Genomic DNA, 17327 nt, shown 5'->3' on the forward strand with positions numbered 1-17327 from the left:
GGCGCCGTTCTCAGTCTTGCCGATCGCGAGTCTGGCGGCGATCAGTCTTGACCCATCTGCTGCTTGATCAGGTCGCCGATGGTGGTCGGGCCACCGGAGTCGACATCCTGCTCGCGCAGTTTCTTGAGGTTCTGGCGAGTGTCGTCCTGGTCCTTGGCCTTGATCGACAGGTTGATCGCACGGTTCTTGCGATCCACCCCGACGATGCGCGCTTCGACGCTGTCGCCAACGCTGAGCACGTTGCGGGCGTCTTCGACGCGATCGGCGCTGATCTCGGAGGCCTTGAGCACGGCGATGACATCGGTTGCCAGCTCGACGTGGGCTTCCTTGGCGTCGACTTCGACTACGCGGCCAGTGACCACGGCGCCCTTGTCGTTGACTGCCAGGAACTCGGAAACCGGATCGGTCTCGAGTTGCTTGATGCCCAGCGAGATGCGCTCACGCTCCGGATCGATGGACAGGATGACCGCTTCGACTTCATCGCCCTTCTTGAACTGACGCACGGCTTCTTCGCCGGTTTCGGTCCAGGAGATGTCGGACAGGTGCACCAGGCCATCGATGCCGCCTTCCAGGCCGATGAAGATACCGAAGTCGGTGATCGACTTGATGCTGCCGGAAACGCGGTCGCCCTTGTTGTAGCGCGCGCTGAAGTCTTCCCACGGGTTGGTGGTGCACTGCTTGATACCCAGGGAGATACGACGACGCTCTTCGTCGATATCCAGCACCATGACTTCCACTTCGTCGCCGACCTGAACGACCTTGGACGGGTGGATGTTCTTGTTGGTCCAGTCCATTTCGGAGACGTGAACCAGACCCTCGACACCCTCTTCCAGCTCGGCGAAGCAGCCGTAGTCGGTCAGGTTGGTGACGCGGGCGTTGACTCGCATGCCTTCCGGGTAACGCTCCTTGATGTTGACCCAGGGATCTTCGCCCAGCTGCTTGAGGCCCAGCGACACGCGGTTGCGCTCACGATCGAACTTCAGCACCTTGACGTTGATCTCGTCGCCGACGGCAACGATCTCGGACGGATGCTTGATGCGCTTCCAGGCCATGTCGGTGATGTGCAGCAGGCCGTCGACGCCACCCAGGTCCACGAAGGCACCGTAGTCGGTGAGGTTCTTGACGATACCCTTGATCTGCTGGCCTTCCTGCAGGGTGGCCAGCAGCGCTTCACGCTCGGCGCTGTTCTCGGCTTCGAGCACGGCACGGCGGGAAACGACCACGTTGTTGCGCTTGGGATCGAGCTTGATGACCTTGAAGTCCAGCTCCTTGTGCTCCAGGTGGGCGGTATCGCGCACCGGACGCACGTCCACCAGAGAACCCGGCAGGAAAGCACGGATGGAGGCCACGTCGACCGTGAAGCCGCCCTTGACCTTGCCGTTGATCACGCCCTTGACGATCTCTTCCTTCTCGAAGGCCACTTCCAGCTCTTTCCAAGCCTCGGCGCGCTTGGCCTTTTCGCGAGACAGACGTGTCTCGCCGAAGCCGTCTTCGACGGCTTCCAGGGCGACTTTGACTTCGTCGCCGACGCCAATGGTCAATTCACCACTGTCGTCACGGAATTGGGCTGCAGGAATCTGGCCCTCGGACTTCAGGCCGGCATTGACGATGATCCAGTCACCTTCAATGTCGACGACGGTCGCCATGACGATGGCGCCCGGTTCCATGTTGATGTCCTGGAGAGACTGTTCAAACAACTCAGCAAAGCTTTCGCTCATGATGTTCCTACGTGATCAACGTTGATAGCGGGTTACCGCCTTCTCCGTACCACCAGCGAGTACGGGCCTACTACAAAGATCCTCGGGGACGTTGGCGCTGGTTCGACCTGGCCAGGCTCTCGGCTTCCAAAAAACTGGGTGCCGGGCCACGTCATGACGTCTTGCCGAGGGCTCCGCAAGGGATTGTCAAGCGTCCGGAACCAAGCCACGCTGGACAAGGAGTTCCATCAGCCGATCCACCACTTCCGGTATCGTCAGCTGCGTGGTATCCAGTTCGATGGCATCGGATGCCGGTTCGAGCGGGGCCACGCTGCGCTGCATGTCGCGCGCATCGCGCGCTTGAATCTCTTTTAAAAGACTCGACAGACTAGCATCTTCACCGGCCTCTATCAACTGGAGGTAACGGCGTTTGGCGCGTTCCTCGGCGCTGGCGGTGAGGAAAATCTTTAGCTCGGCATCGGGAAAGACGACGGTGCCCATGTCACGCCCATCGGCGACCAGGCCCGGAGGCTTCTGGAAGTCACGCTGACGCCGCAACAGCGCCGTGCGCACCCGCGGCAACGCCGCCACCACGGAAGCACGATCGCCGGCCTGCTCAGTACGAATGATGGCACTGACGTCCTCGTCATCCAAGTATACCCGAGCTTCCTCGTCGCCGGGCACGAAGACCACGTCGAGATTGGCCGCCAACGGCTCCAGGGCGTCTTCGTTGTCGAGCTTGATGTTGTGCCAAGCCGCCGCCAGCGCTACCAGCCGGTACAGGGCGCCGCTATCGAGAAGATGCCACCCCAGGCGCTCGGCGACCAGGCGGCTGATGGTGCCCTTGCCGGCTCCGCCGGGACCGTCGACGGTCAATACCGGTGCCGCAGCTTGCTCGCTCATGCTTCCTCCTGTCGATCCTCGTCGACCTGCATGCCGACACTGCGGGTCAACTCAACAAAGCCTGGAAAGGACGTCGCCACGTTGGCGCAGTCGTCGATGACGATCTCGCCGCCGGCGCGAAGACCGGCTACGGTGAACGCCATGGCAATCCGGTGGTCGCCCAGGCTGTCGATACGCCCGCCTCCATAGTTAGGGCCATCGCCCCGATTGTCGCGACAGCCGACGATGTCGATGCCATCCGCAACCACGGTATTGTCCACTCCCAATGCCGTCAGACCGTCGGCCATGGCCTGGATGCGATCGGATTCCTTGACCCGCAGTTCCTCGGCACCGCGCAAGCGTGTCACTCCCTGCGCATTGGCGGCGGCGATGAACAACGCCGGAAATTCGTCGATGGCCAGCGGCACCTGATCCTGAGGAATCTCGATTCCCTGCAAAGGAGCATAGCGCACTCGGATATCGGCGACCGGTTCGCCACCCACTTCGTGTTCGTTGGACAGTTCGAGGTCGGCCCCCATCAGCTTGAGGATGTTGATCACGCCGATTCGCGTCGGATTGATACCGACATGCTCCAGGGTCAGGTCAGAGCCGGGGGTGATTGCGGCGGCAACCAGGAAGAAGGTTGCCGAGGAGATGTCCGAAGGCACATCGATAGGGCCGGCGGCAAGCTTGCCACCGCCTTGCAGCCAGGCGGTATCGCCCCGGCGCTCGACGCGGTAACCGAAACCGTTGAGCATGCGCTCGGTATGATCGCGCGTCGGTGCCGGCTCGCGCACCCGCGTCTCGCCTTCGGCGTACATGCCGGCCAGCAGCAGGCAGGATTTCACCTGGGCACTGGCCATCGGCATGTCATAGGTGATGCCCTTGAGCGTCTGCCCCCCCTTGATCTTCAGCGGTGGGCGCCCTCCTTCGGCGGTCTCGATCACCGCCCCCATCTGGCGCAGCGGATCGGCCACCCGCCCCATGGGACGCTTGGTCAGCGAGGCGTCGCCGGTCAGCTCGGTATCGAAGGCCTGTCCGGCCAGCAGCCCGGCAAACAGGCGCATGGCGGTCCCGGCATTGCCCACATAGAGCGGGCCCGAGGGGGCCTTCAAGCCATGCATGCCGACACCATGGATGGTGACGCGCCCCTGGTGCGGCCCTTCGATGGCCACGCCCATCTCGCGAAAGGCCTGCAGCGTGGCCAGGCTATCCTCGCCTTCGAGGAACCCCTTGACCTCGGTGATGCCTTCGGCAAGCGCTCCGAGCATGATCGAACGATGTGACACCGACTTGTCGCCAGGGACGCGAATGCGCCCGGAAACGCGGCCACCGGGGCGGACCCGGTAGCGAAGGTTGTTAGATTCCATGGTCTGGTATCCCGCCTGATAACTGGTCTTTTTCAACAACGTATCGAAATATTGTCGCGCATGGCTGGCACGATCGAAGGTCGCCAGCATGCTATCACCGTCCGACGTGGCCACTGCCTCACGCAAGCGCGCCACGCCGGCTTCGAAATCATCCAGCGCCGTGAGCACGGCTTCGCGATTGGCGAGGAAGATGTCACGCCACATCACCGGGTCGCTGCCGGCGATACGCGTGAAGTCGCGAAAGCCGCCGGCGGCATAGCGAAAGATCTCCAGCCGTTCGTCCTGGCGCGCCAGGGTATCGACCAGCGAGAAGGCCAGCAGATGCGGCAGATGGCTGGTTCGTGCCAGGACCTGGTCATGGCGTTCGATGTCCATTTCCAACACTTCGGCACCACACGCCACCCACAGCGCCCGCACGCGCACCAGGGCTTGAGTATCGGTATCGGCCTGGGGAGTGAGGATCACCTTGTGATGGCGATAGAGATCGGGGTTGGAGGCAGCCACGCCACTCTTTTCGGAGCCGGCAATGGGGTGGCCAAGCACCAGGTTGGTGGGCAGCTTCCCGAAGGCGCGCCGAGCGCAGTCGCGAATCGCCGCCTTGGTGCTGCCGACATCGGTGACTACTACTTGCGGTGCGGCCCGCTCGAGCAAGCCGGCCAACTCATGCATCACGCCGTCCATGGCCAGCACCGGGACCGCCAGCACGATCAGCGTGCTGTCCTCGACCAGTGGCGCAAGCCGGGTATCGCCGCCATCGATGATGCCCATTTCGATGCCACGCGCGATCTCGTCGGCATCGCGATCGCAGGCCACGATTTCGCCGGCGAACCCCGCGGCCTTGAGCGCCGCCGCCAGCGACCCCCCTATCAGCCCCAGACCGACGATCAGGATACGTGCTTCATCGACAACCGCTTGCTGCATGATCAGAGCACACCCACGGGGTAGGACCCCAGCACCTTGAGCTCCGCCGCGCGCAGCCTGACTTCCTCGAGTACCGCCTCGACCACGGGGTCTTCGCAATGCCCCTTGAAATCGATGAAGAACACGTAGTTCCACACGCCGGTGCGTGACGGCCGCGTCTCCAGGCGCGTGAGGTCGATCTGGTGGCGATGGAATGGCTCGAGCAGGTCGTGCAAGGCACCCGGCTGGTTACGCATGGCCACCACGACGGAGGTCTTGTCCTCGCCGGACATGGGCACGTCTTGATTGCCGATGATCAGGAAGCGCGTGGAATTGTCGGGACGGTCCTCGATCTTTTCGGCGATCTTCTCCAGGTCGTAAAGCTTGGCGGCCATGTCACCGGCGATGGCGGCACTGTGCCATTCGGTCTTGACCAGCTTGGCGGCTTCGGCGTTGGAGGCCACCGGCACGCGTTCGGCATGCGGATAGTGGGCATCCAGCCATTTGCGACACTGGGCAAAGGACTGCGGGTGCGAGTAAACCCGCGATACCTTGTCCTTGCGTGTGATGTCCGAGACTAGCAGGTGGTGATGAATGCGCAGCACCACCTCGCCGCAGATACGCATGGAAGAATCCATGAACGAGTCGAGGGTATGGTTGACCACCCCTTCAGTGGAGTTCTCCACCGGCACCACGCCATAATTGGCAGCCCCGGCTTCCACCTCGCGGAACACCTCGTCGATGGCGGCCATCGGTAGGCTGACGGCACTGTCGCCGAAATGCTTGAGAGCCGCCTGCTGGGTAAAGGTACCCTCGGGCCCCAGGTAAGCCACCTTGACTGGCTTTTCCAATGCCAGGCAAGCCGACATGATCTCGCGAAACAGGCGTGCCATCTCTTCGGCGTCCAGCGGGCCCTTGTTGAGCGCCATGATGCGTCTGAGGACCTGGGCCTCGCGTTCGGGGCGGTAGAAGACGGCATCCGGGTCGGTCTGCGTCTTCGTCTCCGCCACCTGCTTGGCACATTCGGCGCGCTCGCTGATCAGGCGCAGGATATCGCCGTCCAGGCGATCGATGCGCTCGCGCAGTTCCTCGAGATTGATGGGGGTGTCACTCATTGATGGTTCCTCGAATTAACCCCAGGATTCTCAGCTATTGTCATGATCGTCGGCACGCCGCCCGGGTGGCGTGCCATCGTCGGAACGCCGCCCGGGCTGAAGCCGCTCCTACATTAGCCCCCTACCCGCGTCTTTTCTCGAAATCGGCCATGAAGGCGATCAGCGCATCGACGCCCTCCTCAGGCACGGCGTTGTACAGGCTGGCGCGCATGCCGCCCACGCTACGATGCCCCTTGAGGTTCAACAGGCCCGCCGCATCAGCCTCGTCGAGGAAGGGCTGGTTCAGACGCTCGTCGGCCAGCACGAAAGGCACATTCATGCGCGAACGATTGAGCGGCGCGATGGGGTTGGAATACAACTCGCTGTCATCGATGGCGGCATACAGCTTGGCGGCCTTGCGCGTGTTGATGGCGTCCATGGCCTCGAGCCCGCCCACGTCGTTCTTCAGCCAGTCGAACACCAGCCCGGCCAGGTACCAGGAATAGGTCGCCGGGGTGTTGACCATGGAGCCCTGTTCGGCCATCAGCTTGTAGTTGAACATGGTCGGGGTATCGGGACGAGCACGATCGAGCAGGTCGTCGCGCACGATGACCACCACCAGGCCGGCCGGGCCGATGTTTTTCTGCGCGCCGGCATAGAGCACGCCGAAGCGGGAAACGTCCAGCGGCCCGGACAGAATCGACGATGACATGTCGCAGACGACGGGAAGCTCACTGCCATCGGCCTTGCGGACCTCGGGGATATAATCGAATTCCAGCCCACCGATGGTCTCGTTGGCGGTGTAATGCAGATAGGCCGCGTCGCCTGTCAGTGCGATCTCGTCCTGTCGCGGCACTGCGGTCAGCCGATTGGCTTCGCTGGACGCCGCGACATACGCTCCGAACAGGTGACGCGCCTCGGCGATCGCCTTCTTGCTCCAGATCCCGGTATACAGGAAGTTGGGCGTCCCGCCGGCTCCCAGCAGATTGTAGGGCAGCATGGCGAATTGCATCGATGCCCCGCCCTGCGGGAACAGCACCTTGTAGTTGTCCGGCACCGCCAGCAGCTCGCGCAAGTCCTGCTCCGCCCGTTCGGCGATGGCGGTATATTCCGGGCTACGGTGACTCATCTCCATCACCGACAGACCACGACCGTGGTAGTCGAGCATTTCTTCCCGGGCGCGCTCCAGCACCTTGGTCGGCAACGCCGCGGGGCCGGCGCAGAAATTATAGTGACGTGTCATCAGCGTTGTGTTCCCCATTCTCTTCGGACGATGGCCCCGCGACGCCGGCCTCGCTTTCTTCCGTCTCGGCGTCCTCATCCGGCGACGCTTCCTCCGGCTCGTCGATGCGCACCGTCTTGACCAGCTTCTCGTCATTGCCGAGGCGAATCAGCATCACGCCCTGGGTGTTGCGCGAAGTGACGGAAACCTCCTCGACCCGGGTACGCACCAAGGTGCCCTTGTCGGTGATCAGCATCATCTCGTCGCTACCGTAGACCTGCATCGCCGCCACCAGGGCACCATTGCGCTCACTGGTCTGCATGGCGATCACGCCCTGGCCACCACGACCGCGCAGCGGGAACTCCTCGAGCCGGGTGCGCTTGCCATAGCCGTTCTCGGAGGCGGTGAGGATGTAGATCTTCCCGCCGTTGCCGTTCTCGATTACCGCGGCCTCGTCGGCATCGTCTTCGGCATCCGCTTCGGCATCGATCTGCTGCGACTGCGGAATGATCAGGCTGATCACTTCGGCACCACCGAGCAGCTTCATGCCACGCACGCCACGAGCGGTACGCCCCATGGCGCGCACATTGGATTCTTCGAAGCGAATCGCCTTGCCGTTGGACGACAGCAGCATGACATGATCGTTGCCCGACGTAATGGCCGCCCCCACCAGGCGGTCGTCCTCGTCCAGGTCGATGGCGATCAGGCCCACACTGCGTGGCCGCGAGAACTGATCGAGACTGGTGCGCTTGACGGTGCCCTTGGCGGTGGCGAAGAAGATGTAGCTGTCCTGGCGATATTCGCGGACCGGCAGCATGGCGTTGATCGACTCACCCTCGTCGAGCGGCAGCAGGTTGACCAACGGCTTGCCGCGCGAGCCGCGGCTGGCGTTGGGCATCTCGTAGACCTTGAGCCAGTAGACCTTGCCCTTGTTGGAGAACAGCAGCACGGTGTCGTGGGTCGAGGCCACCAGCAGATGCTCGATGACGTCCTCGTCCTTCATGGCGGTGGCCGACTTGCCACGGCCACCGCGGCGCTGGGCCTGATAGTCGGACAGCGGCTGGGTCTTGGCGTAGCCACTCCGCGAGATGGTGACCACCATGTCTTCTTCGGTGATCAGGTCCTCGATACGCAGATCGAGGTGGCTGGCCTGGATTTCGGTGCGGCGGGGGTCGCCGTACTGGTCGCGTACCGCGATCAGCTCCTCGCGGATCACTTCCAGCAAGCGGTCGGCCGAAGCCAGGATCGCCGTCAGCTCGGCGATCTTCTCCAGCAGGCCCAGATACTCGTCGAGCAGTTTCTCGGTCTCGAGGCCAGTCAGGCGATGCAGGCGCAATTCGAGAATGGCCTGGGCCTGGGCCGGCGACAGCCGATACTCGCGGCGGTCATCGGACAGTCCCAGCCCCTCTTCGAGGCCTTCCGGTTCGCAGGACGTCGCGCCGGCGCGCTCGAGCATGCCGGTGACCTGCCCCGGATGCCAGGATTTGGCGATCAGCTTTTCCTTGGCCTCGGCGGCGCTCGGCGAAGCCTTGATCAACTCGATGACCTCGTCGATGTTGGAGATCGCCACCGCCAAACCTTCGAGGATATGGCCACGCTCGCGGGCCTTCTTCAGCTCGAACAAGGTACGCCGGGTCACGACCTCGCGGCGATGGCGGATGAACGCCTCGAGCATCTCCTTGAGGTTCAGGGTCTTCGGTTGGCCATCGTCCAGCGCCACCATGTTGATGCCGAAGACGTTCTGCAGCTGGGTCTGGGCGAACAGGTTGTTGACCACCACTTCGCCGGACTCGCCACGCTTGACCTCGATCACCACGCGCAGCCCTTCCTTGTCGGACTCGTCGCGTAGCTCGGCAATGCCGTCGATCTTCTTGTCCTTGACCAGTTCGGCGATCTTCTCGATCAGCCGCGCCTTGTTCACCTGGTAAGGCAACTCGTGAACGATGATGTGATCGCGGCCGGTCTTGTCATCGTGCTCGATGGTATGTTGCGCCCGCACGTAGATGCGGCCACGTCCGGTACGGTAGGCCTCGAGTATGCCCGCCCTACCGTTGATGATGCCGGCGGTCGGGAAGTCCGGCCCCGGGATGTACTCCATCAGGTCGTCGACGCTCAGCGTATAGTCGTCGATCAGTGCCAGACAGCCGTTGATCACCTCCACCATGTTGTGTGGCGGGATATTGGTGGCCATGCCCACGGCGATACCGGACGAGCCGTTGATCAGCAGGTTGGGCACCTTGGTGGGCAGCACATCGGGAATGCGCTCGGTGCCGTCGTAGTTGTCGACCCAGTCGACGGTGTCCTTTTCGAGGTCGGCCAGCAGCTCATGGGCGAGCTTGGCCATGCGCACCTCGGTGTAACGCATGGCGGCGGCGTTGTCGCCATCGATGGACCCGAAGTTGCCCTGGCCATCGACCAGCACATGGCGCATGGAGAAGTCCTGCGCCATGCGTACGATGGTGTCGTACACGGCACTATCACCGTGGGGGTGATACTTACCGATGACATCACCGACCACACGGGCGGACTTCTTGTAGGGCTTGTTCCAGTCGTTGCTTAGTTCGTGCATGGCGAACAGCACGCGCCGGTGCACCGGCTTCAAGCCATCGCGCACGTCGGGCAACGCACGGCCGATGATCACGCTCATCGCGTAATCGAGGTAAGACTGCTTGAGCTCGTCCTCGATGTTGACTGGCAGAATCTCTCTGGCGATGTCACCCATGGGTCATCAAATCCTTTGCACTGCGACAGATTGGCGCTGCGGGATGCTTGTCGAATAGCCTCGTAACAGCAGACGCGGATTATACCACCGAGCGTGCCACAAAGGCAGCGGCACACAAGCCGTAAGCTGCGAGCGGCAAACCAGACCCGTCTGGCAAGCTCACCCCCGAAACCTCAGGACTCGGGGGACTTCCAAATCGTCATGCATGACCGCCGCGTGCCCAACGGCCTTCCTCGAGGAACTCCAGATAACGGGCATTGTTCACATGAGCATAACCGTCCAGGTGATACCCCCTGACACCTGGGGTGTTGCGCGTGATGCGGGCATCCATGAGAGGCGTCCTTTGTAGGCGATGAATGGGGCATTCGATTCGAGACATGATGCCATGGCTTTCACAAACGACAGTTTGAAACGCATTATCGATCTTCCTCGGTGCTGGCACCCGACAGCCCCTTTGGCCATAATGTGCCTCCTTTTGTTCAGGACTGCTTTTTTCATGTGGTTCAAAAACCTGCATTTATACCGCTTGCACGATGCCCCTGAGATTGCCCTCGATGCACTGGAGGACGCGCTAGGCGAACAGGCCTATCGCCCACTAGGCGGCAGTGAAGCCCGGCGTCTGGGCTGGTGCACTCCCGCCGGACGCCATGGCGATCGGCATGTGCATGAAATTCAAGGCCACCGCTTACTGGCGGCATTGCGCCAGGAGCGGCTATTGCCGGCCGGGGTGGTACGCGAGGAAGTCGAAGCACGAGCCGCCGACCGCGAAGTCGCTGAAGGTCGCCCGTTACCGCGCAAGGAAAAGCAGGTCCTCAAGGAGCAGGTCTACGAGGAGTTCTTGCCGCGCGCCTTCGTGCGCAGTCAACGCATCGAGCTGTGGTGGGACACCCGCCGGGCATTGATCGCGGTGAACGCCTCCAGCCGCAAGCGTGCCGAAGAGATTCTCGATCTGCTGCGCCAGACGCTCGGGAGTCTCAAGGTGACGCCACTGGCGACCAAGACCACCCCCATTCGTGCCATGACCACCTGGCTCACCGATGCCGTGACCCGCCCTCCCATGCTGGCGCTGGGCGACCAGGTGGAACTCAAGGCGCAGGGCGACGACGGCGTGCTGCGTGCCCGCCAGGTCGACCTCGACGGCGACGAGATTCAGACCGTGCTGAGCGGTGGTCGCCAGGCGACCAAACTCGCCATGGAGCTCGAGGGTCAGCTATCGTTGGTGCTGCACGACGACTTGGCCCTGAAGTCGCTGCGCTTCGCCGATGCCTTGCTCGATGAGGCTTCCCAGGCCGATGACGGTGACGATGCCGTGCTGCGCCTGGAGACCGACTTCGTGCTGATGGCACAGACGCTGTCTGCGGTGATCGAGCAGTTGATCGACTGGTTGGGTGGCGAGGCTCATGCGACCACTCCGTCTTCCTGATACCGTTAGTGTGATTCTTTTATCGTGACTCTCGACTCGACTAGCACAATACAAGACTCCAACTCTCCGGCACCGGACCCGTTCGCCGACATCCGCCCCTATCATGACGATGAAGTGGCCGAGGTGTTGGCGCGCTTGGCCGATGACGCCGAGCTGCTCGACGCCCTGACGCAGTTCAAGCTGCCGCGCCTGGCGCGTTTCGCACCGCGGGTGGCACGCGCCATCGCCCGCTTCGCCGTGCACCGGGAGGTGCGCGGCGTGACCAGCGTGCGCGATTTCCAGATGCGCATCGCCCGCTACATGAATCGCATGATTCGTACCACCACCGACGCCTTCGAGGTGAAGGGGCTCGATAAGCTGGATCCCGACACGGCCTATCTGTTCATCGGCAACCATCGCGATATCGCCCTCGATCCGGCCTTCGTCAACTACGCGCTCTATCAGGCCGGGCGCAATACCGTGCGTATCGCGATCGGCGACAACTTGCTGCAGAAGCCGTATGTCTCCGACCTGATGCGCCTCAACAAGAGTTTCATCGTGCCACGCAGCGCCAAGGGCAAGCGTGCCATGCTCGCTGCCTATCAGACGCTATCGAGCTATATTCGTCATTCGATCATCGAGGACAACCACTCGATCTGGATGGCACAGCGCGAAGGACGCGCCAAGGACGGCATCGATCGTGCCGACCCGGCGATCATCAAGATGCTGACCATGGCCCACCGCCAAGTCGATAAGGAGGCCAGCCTCGGCGATGCCATTGCCGAACTGCGCATGGTGCCGGTGTCGATCAGCTACGAGTACGACCCCTGCGACCTGCAGAAGGCCCGTGAGCTTTATGCCATGTATACCGAAGGGCGCTATCAGAAGGTCGAATTCGAAGATATCCGCTCCATCGTCGCCGGCATTACCGGCGCCAAGGGGCGCATCCAGCTGACCTTCGGCGAACCGTTGTCCAAAGACTTCGACAGCCCGGAAGCCGTTGCCGCAGAGATTAACCGTCAGGTACTGGGAGGCTATCGGCTGTTTCCCAGCCACCAGCTAGCGCTGGAGGCCAGCGGCCTGGCCCCCGAGCTACTCGAGCTCGACGACGTGACCGATGCCGATCGCGTGCGTTTTCATGCACGATTGGCTGAAGTTCCCACTCACTTGCGCGACTGGTGGCTGGCACAATATGCCAATCCGGTGCTTAATCGCGCGGGGAAGATTTGATTAGCTGTAAGCTGTAAGCTGTAAGCTCTAAGCTGTAAGAAAACCCAATACCTTTCAGTTGGATGCAGGCTAATGGGCTTCGGGCTTCGGGCTTCGGGCTTCGGGCTTCGGGCTTCGGGCTTCGGTTTATAGCTTATGGCTTATGGCTTATGGCTTATGGCTTATGGCTTATGGCTTACAGCTTGTATTCAGGAACTTATTCCATGGCTCACCCCCATCACCAGCCTAACCTCGACCATGGCGCCATGACTCGCGACGCCTACCGCGTCACCGTGATCGGCGCGGTCCTGGACTGCCTGCTGGGACTGGCCAAGGTCATCGTGGGTATCATGGTCGGCTCGGCGGCACTGGTTGCCGATGGGGTGCACTCTTTCTCGGATCTGGTGACCGATGTCTTCGTGCTCGCCGCCACTCATTTCGGACGCCAGGCACCGGACACCAATCATCCCTACGGTCATGGGCGCATCGAAACGCTCGCCACCTTATGGCTGGGCAGTATCCTGATCTTCGTCGCCGGCGGGATCGCCTGGGCCAGCCTGACCCGCCTATTGGCCGGCGTCCTGATCGCCGCCCCCGGCTTTTGGGCCATCGGTCTGGCCGTCGTCGCCTTGCTCGCCAAGGAGTGGATCTTCCGCTTCACCATGCGCGTCGCCAAGCGTGTGCGTTCCAAGCTGCTGGAGGCCAATGCCTGGCATTCCCGCTCGGATGCCCTTTCCACGGTGGTAGTGCTGATCGGCCTGACGGGTGCCCAGTTCGGTGCCGGCTGGCTGGATGCCGTGGCTGCCGTGGTGGTGGCACTGATGGTCGGCAAGATCGGTGCCAGCCTGCTGTGGGAGTCCAGCCAGGAGCTGGTCGATACCGCCCTGCCCGAGGAGGAGCAGCGGCATATGCGGGCCGTTGCCGAAGAGGTACCCGACGTGCATAACGTCCACGACCTGCGCACCCGGACCGTGGGCGGTCATGTGCTCCTCGATCTGCACATCGTGGTGCCACCGCGGGTCACGGTGTCGGAAGCCCACGAGATCGGCAATGAAGTCAGCCGGCGCCTGCGCGATACCTTCCCCAACCTGACTGATGTCACTTTCCACGTCGACCCCGAAAACGACGAGGGCAAGATCGACCCCAGCCTGCTGCCCGGCATGCCCTTGCGCGAGGACGTCGAAGGCAAGCTCGATGCGGTGTGGTCACACCTGCCCGCGTGGCAGTCCCGCGTGGCCCTGGACCTGCACTATCTCGGCAATCGGATCGATATCTCGATCTACGTACGCGAGCTTCCCGAGGGCCAGAGCCTTGCCGAGGCGGCTCAGGTGCTCCGTGAACATGCCGTTACCTTGTCATGGGTAGGCCGACTGCGTGTCTGGCAGGGCCCCGGCAAGGCCTGATAGGCGAAAACGTAACGCTCGTGTAAAGTAGCAAATGTCTCATCCACATTGCCTAGGGCGCGCCTGAAACGTCGGCAAGTACCGTCGGTTTTCAGACATCGCCTGGAGGCAAGTCAGGACGTTGCTGCCGATGCCTCAAGCCCAACCCTGCCCCCCCTTGCTCCTCGGGCGTCGGCGTTTTCTTGCCGGCCTGGGCGGCTTGCTGTTGGGAGCGGGCCTGGGGCTTGCCCCGGCGCCCCTCACCGCCAACCTCGACCCGTCACGCCTGCGACTGTCCATGCAAGCCAAGTATGGTGACAGCGGCGTTCAGGTGCTGGATGAATGGTTTGCGCTGCTCGAGCGGCTGGCTGGCAGCGAGGTCGGCGAACAGCTTCGCGAAGTCAATGACTTCTTCAACCGCCGGGTGCGCTGGCTGGACGATATCGATATCTGGGGACGGGAGGACTACTGGGCGACGCCATTGGAAACCCTGGGGCGCGGTGAGGGGGACTGCGAGGATTACACCATCGCCAAATACATCACGCTCAAGCAGCTCGGCGTACCCGGTGAACGCCTGCGAATGATCTACGTTCGGGCGCGCATCGGTCGCAGCAACATGTCCCAGGCACACATGGTGCTGGGCTACTACCGCCATCCCAGCGTCGAACCACTGGTACTCGACAACCTGGCCCCCTCGATCACTCCTGCCAGCCAGCGCACCGACCTCACGCCGGTATTCAGCTTCAATAGTGACGGCCTGTGGGCCGGCGGCTCGAGCCAGTCGCGCGCCGACCCTACGCAACGCCTGTCGCGCTGGCGCAACGTGCTGGGCCGCATGCGGGAGCAGGGATTTTTATGAGCCATGGGCTTCGGGTTTCGGGTTTCGGGCTGCGGGCTATGGGCTACGGGCTTCGGGCTTCGGGCTGCGGGCTATGGGCTTTTCGTGGCTCGTGGCTCGTGGCTCGTGGCTCGTTGCCCGCGGCTCGAAGTGTTGTTGGATTAGAAATGAAGAACTGGATCAGTATGAATAACTACATAGGCCTTATGCAGGGGGAGCCGATATGTCACTGATCAAGCAACTCTGGCTGACCATCGCCGTGCTGTTATTGCTCGCCTTCGGGGGCAGCCTGGTGATCGGGGTCAGTGCGATCAGGCACTACACCGAGCAGGAAGTGCGCATCAAGAATGCCGACAACGCCAATGCACTGGCCCTATCGATGAGCCAGTTCGACAAGGACCCGGTGGCCATCGAACTACTGCTGGCCGCCCAGTTCGACACCGGCCACTATCGCCGTGTCGAGTTGCGCGATCCCGAAGGCGAGCTGATCCTTGCGCGCGAAGCCAACGAGCATATCGAGGATGTACCGGCCTGGTTCGTCGACCTGACCCGCTTCTCGGTCCCCGCCGGCCACGCTGTGGTACAGGATGGTTGGCGCCAATATGGAACGGTGGAATTGGAAAGCCAGCACAGCTTCGCCTACCGCTCGCTATGGCAGAACACGCAATGGCTGGTCGCCTGGTTCGGTCTCGCCGCCCTGATCAGTGCCCTGCTCGGCTGGTGGATCGTCAAGAGCATCCGCCGCCCCCTGCACGCCGTGGTCGAACAGGCACGTGATATCGGCGATCGGCGTTTCACCACCTCGAAGGAGCCACGCACCCGGGAACTGCGTGAAGTCGTCATCGCCATGAACGCGCTCTCCAGCAAAGTGCGCAACATGCTCACCCAGGAAAGCGAGAAGCTCGAGCGACTGCGCCGTAAGCTGCAACATGACGAGGTCACGGGAGTGGCCAATCGCAGCCACTTCATGAAGTTGCTGCAGGGAGCGCTGGATGGCGAAGATCTCACCGGCAGTGGCACGCTAGTGATGCTGCGCGTGGCGAGACTGGCAAGGCTCAACGATACCCTGGGTCGACAGGAAACCGACTCGTTGCTCCAGGAAATCGCCCATGTCATGAACCATATCGCCAGCGCACGACACGGCCAGGTCGGGCGTCTCAACGGTAGCGACTTCGCGCTGCTGCTACCCGATGAGGACGATCTCCACGCCCTTTCCCAGGAGCTCAAGACCTGCCTGCACCCCATCGCCGATAGGCATCATGCCTCGATCGGACTGCCCATGTCGGTGCTCGAGTATGCTCCAGGCGACGAGCGCGGTGAGTTGCTCAGCACCCTTGATGGCGCCCTGGCCAAGGCCGAATTCGACGGTGATCGCGCCCTGGTGATCGCCCGCGGCAGTGCCCGGCAGTCGCTGTATACCAGCCATGAGACCTGGCGCGAAGCGCTGGAACAAGCACTGCGGGACGGCATCCACCTGGCCCGGTATCCCGTACTCGATGCGCAGGGGGATATCATCCACTTCGAAAGCCCTTCGCGCCTGCGCCTCAAGGGAGACTGGCAACCCGCCGGGGTCTTCATGCCGTGGATTTCACGGCTGGGGCTGAGCGTCGACTTCGATCTGGCCGTGGTCCAGGCGGCCTTGACCGCTATCGACAGGCAGGGCAAGCCACTGGGGATCAACCTGTCTCTTCAGGCTGCCAGCGACAGTCGCTTCCTCGGCGCCATCAAACCACTGCTGAGCGCCCACCCGAAGGCGGCGACCCGGCTATGGCTCGAACTGCCGGAATCGGTGGCCGTGCATCACCTGGAAGGATTCCGAGGCTTGTGCCGCGAACTGCGCCACTTCGGCTGCCACCTGGGACTCGAGCACGTGGGGCCGGAATTCACGCGAATCGCCGACCTGCACGATGTCGGGCTGAGCTACCTCAAGATCGATGCCTCCCTTGTCGAAGGCGTCCACGACAACGGCGAGCAACAAATCATTCTGCGTGGCATGGCCACCCTATGCCACGCCATCGGCATCCTTGCCTTTGCCGAAGGGGTCACGACCGACCGCGAACGCGACACCCTGTTGGACATCGGCCTGGACGGCGTGACCGGCCCCGCTATTCGGCAGGATTAAGTTTCGGGCTACGGGCTACGAAATGCTCGTATCCCGCCCGCAGCCATCAAGCATTTATGCCGTGCCGACACCTTAGATGAGGCCGCTATCCGCCTCATCATTTTCCCCCATCAGATCCACACTGTTGACCCGGCGGCGCAATGACTGGCGGGTCATCAGTTTCTCGCGGGCAGCATCGGGAAGATCGGTGAAGCTGATGATGCCCTTGTCCATCAACAACTCGATCACGTCCTCCAGGACGCGCACGAACTCCAGGTCGGAGCTGCGCAGCTCCTGGAGCTGGCGATTCTGATCCTGCTTCAGGAACGCCAGCAATTCCGGTGAATCCGGCGCTATGCCCTCTCGGCAATCGGGCGTCATGCCCCCGCTGACCAACTCGATCCTGTCCTGCTCATCGCGTTTGACGTACATGCATTGCCCTCAACTATCTTGTCCGCTCAAACCAAGCCCAAGATACAGTGTAAATGAAAAGGCCCCGACCGTTACT

12 protein-coding genes and 1 pseudogene are annotated in these 17327 nt (G+C 62.3%); 5 read left to right on the forward strand and 8 right to left on the reverse strand.

Translation table 11 applies throughout. The annotated features are described in order from the left end of the window. Nucleotides 1-41: 41 nt before the first annotated feature. From rpsA to ACFOEV_RS06180, 7 genes and pseudogenes are all read right to left on the reverse strand, one after another. Nucleotides 42-1718 (reverse strand): 30S ribosomal protein S1, encoded by a 1677-nt coding sequence (rpsA, locus tag ACFOEV_RS06150; RefSeq protein ID WP_386772264.1) that lies wholly within the window; start codon nt 1716-1718, stop codon nt 42-44. Nucleotides 1719-1904: 186 nt separating this feature from the next. Continuing rightward, nucleotides 1905-2600 carry a (d)CMP kinase gene (gene cmk / locus ACFOEV_RS06155; RefSeq protein WP_386772265.1) on the reverse strand — a complete coding sequence of 232 codons (696 nt, stop codon included), beginning with the start codon at nt 2598-2600 and terminating at the stop codon, nt 1905-1907. Next, nucleotides 2597-4870 carry a bifunctional prephenate dehydrogenase/3-phosphoshikimate 1-carboxyvinyltransferase gene (locus ACFOEV_RS06160; RefSeq protein WP_386772266.1) on the reverse strand — a complete coding sequence of 758 codons (2274 nt, stop codon included), beginning with the start codon at nt 4868-4870 and terminating at the stop codon, nt 2597-2599. Before ACFOEV_RS06160 ends, cmk begins: the two co-directional genes overlap by 4 nt. A 2-nt stretch (nt 4871-4872) precedes the next feature. After that, nucleotides 4873-5964 (reverse strand): prephenate dehydratase, encoded by a 1092-nt coding sequence (gene pheA, locus ACFOEV_RS06165; RefSeq protein WP_386772267.1) that lies wholly within the window; start codon nt 5962-5964, stop codon nt 4873-4875. 121 nt (nt 5965-6085) lie between these two features. Continuing rightward, the gene (serC, locus tag ACFOEV_RS06170) at nt 6086-7186 is read right to left on the reverse strand and encodes a 3-phosphoserine/phosphohydroxythreonine transaminase (RefSeq protein ID WP_386772268.1); all 1101 of its coding nucleotides are present in this window, start codon (nt 7184-7186) and stop codon (nt 6086-6088) included. Further along, nucleotides 7170-9887, reverse strand: coding sequence for a DNA gyrase subunit A (gene gyrA, locus ACFOEV_RS06175; RefSeq protein ID WP_386772269.1), 2718 nt, complete (start codon nt 9885-9887; stop codon nt 7170-7172). The genes serC and gyrA overlap by 17 nt, the downstream gene beginning before the upstream one ends. Before the next feature lie 220 nt (nt 9888-10107). Further along, nucleotides 10108-10218: pseudogene (locus ACFOEV_RS06180) on the reverse strand (thioesterase); the annotation flags it as partial. 165 nt (nt 10219-10383) lie between these two features. Here ACFOEV_RS06180 and ACFOEV_RS06185 point away from each other — a divergent pair. The 5 genes from ACFOEV_RS06185 to ACFOEV_RS06205 all read left to right on the forward strand — a co-directional run bounded on the left by ACFOEV_RS06185 (nt 10384) and on the right by ACFOEV_RS06205 (nt 16840). Continuing rightward, nucleotides 10384-11310 (forward strand): recombination-associated protein RdgC, encoded by a 927-nt coding sequence (locus ACFOEV_RS06185; RefSeq protein ID WP_386772270.1) that lies wholly within the window; start codon nt 10384-10386, stop codon nt 11308-11310. Between the two features lie 24 nt (nt 11311-11334). Then, nucleotides 11335-12519: a 1-acyl-sn-glycerol-3-phosphate acyltransferase gene (locus tag ACFOEV_RS06190; RefSeq protein ID WP_386772271.1), complete on the forward strand. Its 1185-nt coding sequence runs from the start codon at nt 11335-11337 to the stop codon at nt 12517-12519. 203 nt (nt 12520-12722) lie between these two features. Next, a complete protein-coding gene (locus ACFOEV_RS06195) occupies nt 12723-13901 on the forward strand; it encodes a cation diffusion facilitator family transporter (RefSeq protein ID WP_386772272.1) in 1179 nt (392 codons plus the stop codon). A 130-nt stretch (nt 13902-14031) separates the two neighbouring features. After that, the gene (locus tag ACFOEV_RS06200) at nt 14032-14739 is read left to right on the forward strand and encodes a transglutaminase-like cysteine peptidase (RefSeq protein ID WP_386772273.1); all 708 of its coding nucleotides are present in this window, start codon (nt 14032-14034) and stop codon (nt 14737-14739) included. A gap of 202 nt (nt 14740-14941) precedes the next feature. Beyond that, nucleotides 14942-16840, forward strand: coding sequence for an EAL domain-containing protein (locus tag ACFOEV_RS06205; RefSeq protein WP_386772274.1), 1899 nt, complete (start codon nt 14942-14944; stop codon nt 16838-16840). A gap of 72 nt (nt 16841-16912) precedes the next feature. On the opposite strand, the gene ACFOEV_RS06210 is transcribed toward ACFOEV_RS06205, so the two are convergent. After that, entirely contained in the window at nt 16913-17251 is a 339-nt protein-coding gene (locus tag ACFOEV_RS06210; protein WP_386772275.1) for a tryptophan synthase subunit beta like protein, read from the reverse strand. Between the last annotated feature and the right edge of the window lie 76 nt (nt 17252-17327).

The organism is Litchfieldella rifensis (genome assembly GCF_042646605.1).
GTDB classification, from domain to species: domain Bacteria; phylum Pseudomonadota; class Gammaproteobacteria; order Pseudomonadales; family Halomonadaceae; genus Litchfieldella; species Litchfieldella rifensis.